The 11,443-nt window shown below is 65.9% G+C and carries 13 protein-coding genes; 3 read left to right on the forward strand and 10 right to left on the reverse strand.

Translation table 11 applies throughout. The features are described from left to right. Positions 1–5: 5 nt before the first annotated feature. Complete coding sequence (gene argH, locus AABA84_RS03685) at positions 6–1,403, reverse strand: argininosuccinate lyase (RefSeq protein ID WP_338311403.1); 1,398 nt, start codon at positions 1,401–1,403, stop codon at positions 6–8. Positions 1,404–1,504: 101 nt separating this feature from the next. On the opposite strand from argH, the gene tlpA reads away from it, so the two are divergent. Then, a complete protein-coding gene (gene tlpA / locus AABA84_RS03690) occupies positions 1,505–2,170 on the forward strand; it encodes a thiol:disulfide interchange protein TlpA (RefSeq protein ID WP_338311405.1) in 666 nt (221 codons plus the stop codon). Between the two features lie 5 nt (positions 2,171–2,175). On the opposite strand, the gene AABA84_RS03695 is transcribed toward tlpA, so the two are convergent. From AABA84_RS03695 to AABA84_RS03720, 6 genes are all read right to left on the reverse strand, one after another. Next, entirely contained in the window at positions 2,176–2,370 is a 195-nt protein-coding gene (locus tag AABA84_RS03695; RefSeq protein WP_091960250.1) for a hypothetical protein, read from the reverse strand. 224 nt (positions 2,371–2,594) lie between these two features. Next, entirely contained in the window at positions 2,595–3,476 is an 882-nt protein-coding gene (locus AABA84_RS03700; RefSeq protein ID WP_028139924.1) for a 3-hydroxybutyryl-CoA dehydrogenase, read from the reverse strand. Between the two features lie 209 nt (positions 3,477–3,685). Then, positions 3,686–4,630, reverse strand: a complete 945-nt coding sequence (locus AABA84_RS03705; RefSeq protein WP_028139923.1) for an electron transfer flavoprotein subunit alpha/FixB family protein — start codon at positions 4,628–4,630, stop codon at positions 3,686–3,688. Next, positions 4,630–5,379, reverse strand: a complete 750-nt coding sequence (locus AABA84_RS03710; RefSeq protein ID WP_212247215.1) for an electron transfer flavoprotein subunit beta/FixA family protein — start codon at positions 5,377–5,379, stop codon at positions 4,630–4,632. The genes AABA84_RS03705 and AABA84_RS03710 overlap by 1 nt, the downstream gene beginning before the upstream one ends. Before the next feature lie 126 nt (positions 5,380–5,505). Continuing rightward, a complete protein-coding gene (locus AABA84_RS03715) occupies positions 5,506–6,078 on the reverse strand; it encodes a cob(I)yrinic acid a,c-diamide adenosyltransferase (protein ID WP_338311407.1) in 573 nt (190 codons plus the stop codon). Between the two features lie 87 nt (positions 6,079–6,165). Then, entirely contained in the window at positions 6,166–6,360 is a 195-nt protein-coding gene (locus AABA84_RS03720; protein ID WP_028139921.1) for a twin transmembrane helix small protein, read from the reverse strand. A 176-nt stretch (positions 6,361–6,536) separates the two neighbouring features. Between AABA84_RS03720 and AABA84_RS03725 the strand changes: the two genes are divergently transcribed. Beyond that, the gene (locus AABA84_RS03725) at positions 6,537–7,430 is read left to right on the forward strand and encodes a YihY/virulence factor BrkB family protein (protein WP_338311408.1); all 894 of its coding nucleotides are present in this window, start codon (positions 6,537–6,539) and stop codon (positions 7,428–7,430) included. On the opposite strand, the gene AABA84_RS03730 is transcribed toward AABA84_RS03725, so the two are convergent. Together AABA84_RS03730 and gluQRS are read right to left on the reverse strand one after the other, a co-directional pair. Then, positions 7,357–8,637 (reverse strand): ATP-binding protein, encoded by a 1,281-nt coding sequence (locus AABA84_RS03730; RefSeq protein WP_338311410.1) that lies wholly within the window; start codon positions 8,635–8,637, stop codon positions 7,357–7,359. The genes AABA84_RS03725 and AABA84_RS03730 overlap by 74 nt on opposite strands. A 104-nt stretch (positions 8,638–8,741) precedes the next feature. Then, positions 8,742–9,614: a tRNA glutamyl-Q(34) synthetase GluQRS gene (gluQRS, locus tag AABA84_RS03735; RefSeq protein WP_338311413.1), complete on the reverse strand. Its 873-nt coding sequence runs from the start codon at positions 9,612–9,614 to the stop codon at positions 8,742–8,744. A 185-nt stretch (positions 9,615–9,799) separates the two neighbouring features. Between gluQRS and AABA84_RS03740 the strand changes: the two genes are divergently transcribed. Then, positions 9,800–10,453, forward strand: coding sequence for a DNA-3-methyladenine glycosylase family protein (locus AABA84_RS03740; RefSeq protein WP_338311415.1), 654 nt, complete (start codon positions 9,800–9,802; stop codon positions 10,451–10,453). A 97-nt stretch (positions 10,454–10,550) separates the two neighbouring features. On the opposite strand, the gene AABA84_RS03745 is transcribed toward AABA84_RS03740, so the two are convergent. Next, positions 10,551–11,438: a LysR family transcriptional regulator gene (locus tag AABA84_RS03745; RefSeq protein WP_091960223.1), complete on the reverse strand. Its 888-nt coding sequence runs from the start codon at positions 11,436–11,438 to the stop codon at positions 10,551–10,553. Positions 11,439–11,443 lie beyond the last annotated feature (5 nt).

Consider the following 11,443-nt stretch of genomic DNA (forward strand, 5'->3'; position numbering starts at 1 on the left):
GCCCCTCAGCACAATTTCCGCTCTTTTTCCAGCCGCTTCGCCCAGGCCTTGGCCTGCGACGCCACGTTCTTCGGCGCAGTGCCGCCGAAGCTGGTGCGGCTCTTCACCGACGATTCGACCGAGAGCACGCCGAGCACGTCCTTGGTGATTTTCGGCTCGATCGCCTGCATCTCCTTGAGCGGCAGCTCGTGCAGCGCCACGCCGCCCTCGGCGGCCTTGGCGACGATGCGGCCGGTGACGTGATGGGCCTCGCGGAACGGCATTTTCAGCGTCCGCACCAGCCAGTCGGCAAGGTCGGTCGCGGTGGCATAGCCCTCGCCCGCAGCCGCCTTCATCCTGGCTTCGTCAGGCTCGAGGTCACGGACCATGCCGGTCATGGCGCGGATCGCCAGCGACAGCGCGGCAAAGCCCTCCATGGCGCCCTGCTTGTCCTCCTGCATGTCCTTTTGATAGGCGAGCGGCAGGCCCTTCATCACGATCAGGAGACCATTGAGCGCGCCGATGACGCGGCCGGTCTTGGCACGCACCAGCTCGGCGGCATCCGGATTGCGCTTCTGCGGCATGATGGAGGAGCCGGTGGTGAACTTGTCGCTGAGCCGGATCATGCCGACCAGCGGCGAGGTCCAGATCACGATCTCCTCGGCGAAGCGCGACATGTGCACGGCACAGATCGAGGCCGCGGACAACGTCTCCAGCACGAAGTCGCGGTCGGAGACGGCGTCGAGCGAGTTCGCCATCGGACGATCGAAGCCCAATGCCTTCGCGGTGGCGTGACGGTCGATCGGGAACGAGGTGCCGGCCAGCGCGGCGGCGCCGAGCGGGGATTCATTGAGCCGCTTCCGCGCATCCTGGAAACGGCCGCGGTCGCGCGCGGCCATCTCGACATAGGCGAGCAGATGATGGCCGAAGGTCACGGGCTGTGCGGTCTGCAGATGGGTGAAGCCGGGCATCACGGTTGCGGCATGCTCCAGCGCGCGATTGACCAGCGCGGCCTGGAACGCGGCGAGCGCGGCATCGGTCTCGTCGAGGACGTCGCGGACATAGAGACGGAAATCGGTCGCGACCTGGTCGTTGCGCGAGCGCGCGGTGTGCAGGCGGCCGGCGGCGGGGCCGATCAGCTCGGACAGGCGGCTCTCGACATTCATGTGAATGTCCTCCAGCGCGCGCTTGAACTCGAAGCCGCCCTTGCCGATCTCTGACAAAATCGTGTCTAGACCCTTGCTGATATTTTTCGCATCAGAGCCCGTGATGATGCCTTGGCTGGCCAGCATCGCAGCGTGGGCCTTGGACGCGGCAATGTCCTGGGCGAAGAGGTGACGATCGACGTCGATGGAGACGTTGATCTCTTCCATGATCTCGTCGGGACGTTCCGAGAACCGGCCGCCCCACATCTTGTTGCTCATGATCCCCTGCTCACGCCTTGATTTGCCGCACGTTTGCTGGCCGCCGCCAGCCGTATTAAGAGGCTCCTGATAGCCATATCTGCGACCGGATGACAAACGATATGCTCGACAAGACGCCCTCCGCTACGCGCCGGGTCCCCCTCGTCATCGCCACCGTGGCGGTCGGAGGGCTGGCCGGCTTCGCCGCGCTGTACGGACTGGGCCTGAGCCGGTCGCCTGGCGGCGATCCCACCTGCAAGCCCGCGGTGGCGACGGCCCAGAAAATCGCCCCCCTCGCCCATGGCGAGCTGGCGGCGCTGACCATGGCGAGCGCGCCCCTCAAGCTGCCCGACCTCGCCTTCGAGGACGCCGACGGCAAGCCGAAAAAGCTGTCCGATTTTCGCGGCAAGACGCTGCTGGTGAACCTCTGGGCCACCTGGTGCGTGCCATGCCGGAAGGAAATGCCGGCGCTGGACGAGCTCCAGGGCAAGCTGTCGGGCCCGAATTTCGAGGTGGTGGCGATCAATATCGACACCCGCGACGCCGAGAAGCCGAAGACCTTCCTGAAAGAGGCCAATCTGACCAGGCTCGACTATTTCAGCGATCAGAAAGCCAAGGTTTTTCAGGATCTTAAGGCGATAGGCCGGGCGCTTGGCATGCCCACCTCGGTGCTGGTCGATCCGCAAGGCTGCGAGATTGCGACGATCGCGGGACCGGCGGAATGGGCGAGCGAGGACGCGCTCAAGCTGATCCGGGCGGCGACGGGCAAGGCCGCCGCGTCGCTTTAGAGATTTTAAGCGGTGACGTTGAGGTTGCCGCCGACGCCGGCACCGACATTGGCCAGCGAAGGCTGCCCGGCGCCCATCAGCGTCAGGACGGTGGATTTCTCCATGTCCATGTTCTGCTTGGTCAGCGTCGCCGAGATATTCGACTGCAGCGCGCCTTGCTGAGCGGCCAGCATGGTGCTGACCATTGCCATCATGTCCATTACGCGAACCCTCTTACCGGCTGCAGCCTAGGCGCGAGGGGTTAATGGGACATGAATTGTCACGAAGCTATTGGGTGGCCTCGGTCCGTGTCCCGGACGCGGCGCGGCATGAAATGACGCGACGCAGAGCCGGGACCCATGATTCAGCGCGCCCGAAGCTCCTGGGCCCCGGCTCTGCAGCGCACCGCTGACGCGCTGCGCAGCGTCCGGGGCACGAGACCGCCCTACCGCGTCGGAACCGGCTTGGCGCCGCGGTAATCGTAGAAGCCGCGCTGGGTCTTGCGGCCGAGCCAGCCGGCCTCGACATATTTCACCAGCAGCGGGCACGGGCGGTATTTGGAATCGGCCAGCCCCTCGTGCAGCACCTGCATGATGGAGAGGCAGGTATCGAGGCCGATGAAATCGGCCAGCTCCAGCGGACCCATCGGATGGTGCGCGCCGAGCTTCATGGCCGCGTCGATCGCCTCGACATTGCCGACGCCTTCATACAGCGTGTAGATCGCCTCGTTGATCATCGGCAGCAGGATGCGGTTGACGATGAAGGCCGGGAAATCCTCGGAGACCGCGACCTGCTTGCCGAGCTTGGCAACGAATTCCTTGGACGCCTCGAAGGTCTGGTCGTCGGTGGCGATGCCGCGGATCAGTTCCACCAGCTCCATCAGCGGCACCGGATTCATGAAGTGAATGCCGATGAAGCGCTCGGGCCGGTCGGTGGCGGCGGCAAGCCGGGTGATCGAGATCGAGGACGTATCGGAGGCAACGATCGCCTCGGGCTTCAGCACCGCGCAGAGCTCGTGGAAGATCTTGCGCTTGACCTCTTCCTTCTCGACCGCGGTCTCGATCACGAGGTCGCAGTCGGCGAGGTCGTCCAGCTTCTCGGCGGACGTGATGCGCGCCATCGCCTTGGCCTTGTCGTCCTCGGAGACGGCCTTCTTGGAGACTTGGCGCGCCAGATTGCCGTTGATGGTGGCCATGCCCGACTTGAGGCGATCAGGCGAAACGTCGTTGAGCACCACGTCGAAGCCGGCCAGCGCCGCGACATGCGCGATGCCGTTGCCCATCTGACCCGCGCCGATCACGCCGACCTTCTTGATCACTGCCGCCATAATGCCATCCACCGGAACGGCGCGCGACGAGCGCGCCTGCCTATCCCCCGAGCCGGGAGGTCTGATTTGATCAGAAGCTTGATTTAATCAGAACCCGGGCTCGAAACCTAGATTGGATCGCTTCCCCGGCGTGCCCCACGCCAAAGAAAACGCTTCAGAAATGAAACACCGGCCGGAGTTTATGCCTCCGGCCGGTGTTTTGAGGTCTTTTACTTGCCGAGCTTGCCGAGTTCGGCCGTCAACTCCGGAACCGCCTGGTAGAGATCGGCGACCAGGCCGTAATCGGCAACCTGGAAGATCGGCGCGTCCTCGTCCTTGTTGATCGCGACGATCACCTTGGAGTCCTTCATGCCGGCCAGATGCTGGATCGCGCCGGAAATGCCGACGGCGACATAGAGCTCGGGCGCCACGACCTTGCCGGTCTGGCCGACCTGCCAGTCGTTCGGCGCATAGCCGGCGTCCACCGCCGCACGCGAGGCACCGACACCGGCGCCGAGCTTGTCGGCGAGCGGCTCGATGTACTTGGCAAAATTCTCGCGGCTCTGCATGGCGCGGCCACCGGAGACGATGATCTTGGCCGAGGTCAGCTCGGGACGGTCGCTCTTGGCGACCTCCTCGCCGACGAAGGACGACAGGGCCGGATCGGCCGCCGCCGCCACGGTCTCGACCGGTGCGCTGCCACCCTCGCCGGCTGCGGCGAAGGTGGAGGTCCGCACCGTGATGACCTTCTTGGCGTCCTTGGACTTCACGGTCTGGATGGCGTTGCCGGCATAGATCGGGCGCTCATAGGTGTCGGGGGCGACCACCTTGATGATTTCCGAGACCTGCATGACGTCGAGCAGGGCGGCGACGCGCGGCATCACGTTCTTGAAGCGCGAGGTCGCGGGCGCGACGATCGCATCGTAGCCGGAAGCCAGCGAAACGATCAGCGCGGCCAGCGGCTCGGCAAGATCGTGCGCGTAGAGCTCGCCATCGGCGAGCAGCACTTTCTTGACGCCGGCGAGCTTGGCAGCGGCATCCGCCGCGGCCTTGGCGTTCTGGCCGGCAACGAGGACCTCGACGTCCGCGCCGAGCGCGGCAGCCGCGGTCAGGGCCTTGTTGGTCGCATCCTTGAGCGACGCATTGTCGTGTTCGGCAATCAGCAGCGTCGTCATCAGAGCACCCCGGCTTCGTTCTTGAGTTTCGACACCAGCTCGGCGACGTCCTTGACCTTGACGCCCGCCTTGCGGCCGGCCGGCTCCGTCGTCTTGACGACCTCGAGACGCGGAGCGACGTCGACGCCGTAATCGGCGACGGTCTTGTCGGCGATCGGCTTCTTCTTGGCCTTCATGATGTTCGGCAGCGAGGCATAACGCGGCTCGTTGAGACGCAGATCGGTGGTGACGATCGTCGGTCCCTTCAGCTTCACGGTCTGGAGACCGCCATCGACTTCACGGGTGACCTTGAAGTCAGAACCTTCGACCTCGAGCTTCGAAGCGAAGGTCGCCTGCGACCAACCGAGCAGCGCAGCCAGCATCTGGCCGGTCTGGTTGCTGTCGTCGTCGATCGCCTGCTTGCCGAGAATGATCAGGCCGGGCTGCTCTTCTTCCGCAACCTTCTTCAGGATCTTGGCGACCGCGAGCGGCTCGACCGCGCCCTCGGCCTTCACCAGGATGCCGCGATCGGCGCCCATGGCAAGACCCGTGCGGATCGTCTCCGACGCCTGCGCCGGTCCAATGGAAACCACCACGACCTCGGTCGCCTTGCCGGCTTCCTTCAGGCGCAGCGCTTCCTCGACCGCGATTTCGTCGAACGGGTTCATCGACATCTTGACGTTGGCGAGTTCAACGCCCGATCCATCGCTCTTGACGCGGACCTTGACGTTGTAATCGACCACCCGCTTTACCGGCACTAAGACCTTCATCGATCCTCTTTCACTCAATTTAGGAGGGGGGTTATCAACTGGCGCGGAACCTAAAGGCCCGATCTGCCCCGGTCAACGCGCGAACGGGCCTAATTTTAGCCCTCTGAAATGCGAGAGCTCGATGGGTCAGCGGTTCTGGCCCGGAACCCAGAGCACGTCGCCGGCGCCGTTCCCGTTGGCGGCTCGGCTGGCCACGAACAGGAAGTCCGACAGGCGGTTCATATATTGGATGCCAGCCGCGCTGACCTGCTCCCCGGGTCGGGCCGCCAGTTCCACGATCACCCGTTCCGCCCTGCGGCATATCGTGCGCGCCACGTGGAGATGAGCCGCAGCCGGCGTGCCGCCGGGGAGCACGAAGGAGGTGAGCGGCTTAAGCTTGTCGTTGAGCGCATCGATGTCGCGCTCGAGCCGTTCGACCTGGCTCGCCACCACCCGCAGGCGCTCGGCTTTGCCTTCACGCTCCGGGACCGCAAGGTCGGCGCCAAGATCGAACAGATCGTTCTGGATGCGGCCCAGCATCGCATCGAGCTCGGGCGCATCCTGGGTATGGAGCCGCACCACGCCGATTGCGGCATTGGTTTCGTCGACCGTGCCATAGGCCTCGATCCGCAGATCGTATTTTGGGCGGCGCTCGCCCGAGCCGAGCGCCGTCGTGCCGTCGTCACCGGTCTTCGTGTAGATGCGATTCAGTACGACCATAGAGGCCTCTTAATTTTGGGGCATGATCTTGTCGGAAAACCGCTTCACACTTTGCGCTAACGCGGCCCTTCGGGTCCGGATCATGCCCTACCGCCCCATCGCCCAGACCGCGAGCATTGCGATGACGATCGCCACGAACTGAAGCAGCACGCGCCAGCGCATCAGCTTCTGCGAAGTGTTGGGCGAGCCGCCGCGCATCATGTTGATGAGCCCGAGCAGCAGCACCAACGCCACGGCGCCGGCTGCCGCCGGCAGGATGAAAGTCGTCAGGAGAGATGCCATTGGGGGGTGATAACACCGTGCGCGCCGGTCCGCCATGGCGTTCCCGATCTGGCTTTTATGCCCATAATATCAGAAGCTCATGAGATGATTTCCGATTTGCGCGAATGGCCCGTCCGCTTCCCTTCTCCCCGCTTGCGGGGAGAGGCGAGCGGGAAGAGGCGAAGCGGGAGCTAGCCGTGAAAGCCATCCGCACCATCTACGTCGTCGTGGAGGACGCGTTCTATACCTTCCTCGCCGATGACGGCTGGGCGATCGCGAGCCATATCGCGCTGTCGACGCTGATGGCGCTGTTCCCGTTCCTGATCGTGCTGACCTCGCTCGCGGGCTTCTTCGGCTCCAAGGAACTCGCCGACCAGGCCGCCAGCCTGATGCTGCAGATCTGGCCGAAGCAGGTCGCCGATTCGATCTCGGGCGAGGTCCATGACGTGCTGACCACGACCCGCACCGGCGTGCTCACCATCGGCGCGGCGCTGTCGGTCTATTTCGCCTCCAACGGCGTCGAAGCACTCCGGGTCGCGCTCAACCGCGCCTATGCGGTGGTCGAGATGCGGCGCTGGTACTGGCTGCGGCTGGAGTCGATCGCCTACACGCTGATCGCGGCTTTCACCGCGCTCGCCATGGCGTTCCTGATCGTGCTCGGTCCGCTGCTGATCGAAGCGGCGCGAAGCCATATCCCGCTGTTCGTCGAGTCCAACGAGAGCATCCTCACCTGGCTGCGCTACGGCATCACCGTCGGCGCGCTGGTGGTGGCGCTGCTGATCCTGCACGCCTGGCTGCCGGCGGGGCGGCGCGGCTTCTTCCAGATCCTGCCCGGCATCGTCTTCACCATCGTGGCGTCGCTGATATCAGGCATCGTGTTCGGACAATATCTGGCGCGCTTCGCCAACAACTACGTGACCATGTATGCGGGGCTCGCCTCGGTGATCATCGCGCTGGTGTTCCTGTATTTCATCGCCGCGATCTTCGTTTACGGCGGCGAGCTCAATGCCGCGATCATCAAGTCGCGGCTTCCTCACGGCGTGTCGCTTCAAGCAGCGCAGTCGCTAAAGCCCGCGGAGACACAGGCTTGACCAGGAAGGCGTCGGCGCCGGCCTCGCGCGAGGCCGCCTCGTCCTCGCCGCGACCGGACACCCCGATGATCGGGATCAGAGCCAGCGGCGCCTCCATGGTGCGGATCCGCCTGATGGCCTCGACGCCGTCGATGCCGGGCAGCACCATGTCCATCAGCACCGCATCGAACGCGCCTTGCGCCAGCCGGCCGACGGCATCCTCGCCGCGCCCGATGAACTCGGCATGATGGCCGAGCTCGGTCAGAATCGTGTTGAGCACGACGCGGCCGAACGGATTGTCCTCGACGCTGAGGACGCGCAGCGCCGCGACCGCATCCGCCTCGGCTTCGCCCTTCGCCTTGCGGGATTTGCTGGGGCCCGCCGCATCGAGCGACACCGTCAGCGTAAAGGTGGCGCCGCCGCCGCGGCGCGGTGCGACGGTGATGTCGCCGCCCATCGCGCGCGCCAATTGCTTGACCGAGGACAGCCCCAGGCCGGCGCCGCCGAAGCGTGAGGCGATGGTGACATTGGCCTGGGTGAACGGGCGGAACAGCCGCTTGATCTCGGCCATGGTCAGACCGATGCCGCTGTCGGACACCGCGAAGGCGACGCCGACCCTGCCCTTGTCTTTCGACTTGCCCTTCGCTTTGCCTTTGGCGGGACGCCAGGGCGCGACCTCGAGCGCCACGCCGCCCTGGTCGGTGAACTTCACGGCATTGTCGATCAGATTCTCGAGCGCGGCGCGCAGGCGGACGGGATCGCCGACCACGAGGCCGGGGAGCTTTTCGGAGATCTCGACCTGGGCCTGGAGACCCTTGGCCGCGGCACGGCCGGCGAGCGAATCGCCGGCGCTGCGGGCGAGTGTCCTGAGGTCGAACAGGTCCTGCCGCAGCGTACCTGCGGCCTTGCCGGCCCCTTTGCCGGTTCTGGCGGCATCCACGAACAGCGTGGCAAGGCTCGCCAGATGCTCGGCACCGGCCTTGATGGTGTCGGCCCAGCGCCGTTCCCGCTCGCCGAGATCGGAGGTCGCGAGCAGGTCGCTGATCGCCAGAATGCCGGTCAGGGGGGTACGGACCTCGTGGGCAAAAGCAGCGAGCGCCGCCTGGACCACGTCCGGCCCGACCGCCTTGGTGCTGCGCTTGCGCAACCCGCCGGCCGTCCCGGACCGCTTCCGAGGCGGTCGCCTGGACGTCCGCGTGGTGCGCGCTGGGCGCGTTTTCGCCGCCATGAATCCCCTTCGAAGTATCCCCTTCGAACCCCGGACTGTCGATCAAGCATGGCACGGCGGAACCCCCGGAGTCACGGCGGCGTTTTGCTAACCCCCAGAGAAACTTAACCTAATCCCACCAGTTGGCGGATGCCGGCAGGCGTGATGCCGGCCGCGCGCAAGGCGCGCAGGCCGGTCGAGCGGCTCGATTTCGACAGCTTCCGTCCCTCGACGTCGCAAATCAGCCGGTGATGGCGGTAGGCGGGTTCGGGCAGGCCGAGCAGGACCTGGAGCAGACGGTGGACGGCGGTGGCATGAAACAGGTCCAGGCCCCGCACGATCTCGCTGACGCCCTGGAGCGCATCGTCGACGACGACGGATAGATGGTAGCTGGTCGGCGTCTCCTTGCGCGCCAGGATCACATCGCCCCAGGCCTCTGGTCGTGCCGGGACGATACCGCGCTCGCCGCCCACCTCCTCGCCGAGTTCGTTCCACGCCAGGCCTGCGACACGCCGACAGGCGGCCGCCATGTCGAGCCGCAGCGCATAGGGCGCGCCTGAAGCGATCAGCTGCGCCCGCTCGTCGGCAGGCCGCGATTTCACGTTGCCGGGATAGAGCGGCGCGCCGTCGGGATCGCGTGGCCATGGGCCGTCCGCCTCACGCGCGGAAACGAGCTTTGCGATCTCGGCGCGGCTTTCGAAGGCGGGATAGACGAGGCCAAGCGCCGACAGCTTGTCCAGCGCGGCGCGATAATCGGCGAGATGCTCGGACTGCCGCCGCACCGGAATCTCCCAGTCGAGCCCGAGCCAGGCCAGATCCTCGTAGATCGCCGCCTCGAATTCCGGCCGGCAGCGCGTCGCGTCGATGTCCTCGATCCGCAGCAACAACCGGCCGCCTGTCTCTCGCGCGCGGTCGAAGTTCAGCAGCGCCGAAAAAGCGTGGCCAAGATGCAGGTGGCCGTTCGGGCTGGGAGCGAATCGGAAAACGGGTGGTGTCATGAGAAAGAACTCGTCATGGCCGGGCTTGACCGCCTCGGCTGTCGTTCCGGGGCGGTCCGCAGGACCGAACCGGAATCTCGAGATTCCGGGCTCGACTTCGCATCGCCCCGGAACGACGGAGTAGGATAATAGATAAGCGGGTCAAGCCCGGCCACATGACGTCCGAAAGAGTTTGCCAAACTGCAATGACCATCCATCTCGAATCCCAGTCCGATCTCGAAGAGGCCATTCACACGCTGATCAAGCGCGACCCGCGCCTCAAGCCGGTGTTCGAGATCGCGGGCATGCCGGCGTTGCGGCGGCGCGAGCCGGGTTTTGCGGGCCTTGCCCACATCGTCTGCGGCCAGCAGCTCTCGACCGCGAGCGCCGCGGCAATCTGGGGACGGTTGTCGGCCGCCTTCGATCCGTTCGACCACGACGCGGTGCGCCGGGCCCGCACCGACCGGCTCGGGCGGCTCGGACTCTCGGCTGCCAAGATCAAGACGCTGAAACATCTCGCGCGCGAGATCGGCGCGCAGCGGCTGAACCTCGACGTGCTCGCCGAGGAAGATGCCGACGCCGCGCATCACACGTTGATCGCACTGCCGGGCATCGGCCCCTGGACCGCGGACGTCTATCTCTTGTTCTGCCTCGGCCATGGCGATGCCTGGCCCGCCGGCGACCTCGCCGTGCAGGAGGCCATCAAGATCGGCCTCGGTCTTCCCGGACGGCCGACCGAAAAGCAGATGGCGCCGCTCGCCGAACCCTGGCGTCCCCTGCGCGGCGCGGCGGCGCACCTATGGTGGAGCTATTATCGCGCGGTGAAGAAGCGGGAGGGCGTGCTCGCCGGCTCGGCCTAAAGCGCGACGCGATCAGGATGAAACGTCATCGCGCTTTAGGTTGTTGTTTAAGCATGATCTTTTCGGAAAACCGCTGCGCACTTTTCCGGATCATGCTTTAGCCCCGCAGCCTGGCGCGGTCGGCCCGGGCGCATTCGGCAACGAAATCCACGACGGCACGCACCGCCGGAAGCTCGACGAGGTCGGGATGGGCCAGCAGCCACAGGTCCGCCACGCTGGCGAGCTTTTGCGGGGCGACGCGCACGAGGTCGGGATAGCTTTCTGCGACGAAGCACGAGAGCGCCGAGATTCCGATCCCGGCGCGGACCGCCGCCAGCATGTCCCCTTGGGAAGAGCAGCGCATCACCACCCTGGCCTGCCGGGTGACGACGTCGCTCCAGCGCGCAAGCTGTGCATTCGACGCCTGGTCGGCGAAGCCGACGACGCTATGCTCCTTCCACTCGCCGCGGCGTTCAGGCAAGGACCGCCCCGCGGCATAATCGCGCGAGGCGTAGAATCCGGTACCAAGGCGGCCGATCTTGCGGCCGACCAGGTTTTCCTCGCCGCTGTCGAAAGGCCGCAGCACCACGTCTGCCTCACGCCGGCGCACGCTCGCCGGAAACGGGTGGGTGATGATCTCGAGCTGGACATGGTCATGCGCACGCAGGAAGGCGGGCAGGCGCGGCATCAGCCAATGCGAGGCCAGCGTCGCGCCGATCGAAAGCTTGACGATGCCGCGCGCCTTATGTCCTCCGGCCGCGACCGCGGTCTCGGCCCGCAGCGCCGCCGCCGCCATGGCCTCGGCGTGCTCGCGCAATGTCCGTCCATCCGCCGTCAGCGCCAGGCCGTCGGCGGCACGCGCCACCAGCCTGGTGCCGAGCTGAGCTTCCAGCGCCGCGATCTTGCGGCTGACGGTGGGATGGCTGGTGTGCAGCCGGCGGGCGGCGGCGGTGAAGCTTCCGGTATCGGCGACCGCGACGAAGGTCTTGCAAAGATCCCAGTCCAATCCGC

The organism is Bradyrhizobium sp. TM239 (genome assembly GCF_036247985.1).
Taxonomy (GTDB): Bacteria; Pseudomonadota; Alphaproteobacteria; order Rhizobiales; family Xanthobacteraceae; genus Bradyrhizobium; species Bradyrhizobium ottawaense.

What these genes read in the sequence shown, in the direction of transcription:
- argH (WP_338311403.1), bottom strand. Translation starts at nt 1,403, where the DNA reads ATGAGCAACAAGATGTGGGGCGGCCGGTTCTCGGAACGTCCCGACGAG.
- tlpA (WP_338311405.1), top strand. Translation starts at nt 1,505, where the DNA reads ATGCTCGACAAGACGCCCTCCGCTACGCGCCGGGTCCCCCTCGTCATC.
- AABA84_RS03695 (WP_091960250.1), bottom strand. Translation starts at nt 2,370, where the DNA reads ATGGACATGATGGCAATGGTCAGCACCATGCTGGCCGCTCAGCAAGGC.
- AABA84_RS03700 (WP_028139924.1), bottom strand. Translation starts at nt 3,476, where the DNA reads ATGGCGGCAGTGATCAAGAAGGTCGGCGTGATCGGCGCGGGTCAGATG.
- AABA84_RS03705 (WP_028139923.1), bottom strand. Translation starts at nt 4,630, where the DNA reads ATGACGACGCTGCTGATTGCCGAACACGACAATGCGTCGCTCAAGGAT.
- AABA84_RS03710 (WP_212247215.1), bottom strand. Translation starts at nt 5,379, where the DNA reads ATGAAGGTCTTAGTGCCGGTAAAGCGGGTGGTCGATTACAACGTCAAG.
- AABA84_RS03715 (WP_338311407.1), bottom strand. Translation starts at nt 6,078, where the DNA reads ATGGTCGTACTGAATCGCATCTACACGAAGACCGGTGACGACGGCACG.
- AABA84_RS03720 (WP_028139921.1), bottom strand. Translation starts at nt 6,360, where the DNA reads ATGGCATCTCTCCTGACGACTTTCATCCTGCCGGCGGCAGCCGGCGCC.
- AABA84_RS03730 (WP_338311410.1), bottom strand. Translation starts at nt 8,637, where the DNA reads ATGGCGGCGAAAACGCGCCCAGCGCGCACCACGCGGACGTCCAGGCGA.
- gluQRS (WP_338311413.1), bottom strand. Translation starts at nt 9,614, where the DNA reads ATGACACCACCCGTTTTCCGATTCGCTCCCAGCCCGAACGGCCACCTG.
- AABA84_RS03740 (WP_338311415.1), top strand. Translation starts at nt 9,800, where the DNA reads ATGACCATCCATCTCGAATCCCAGTCCGATCTCGAAGAGGCCATTCAC.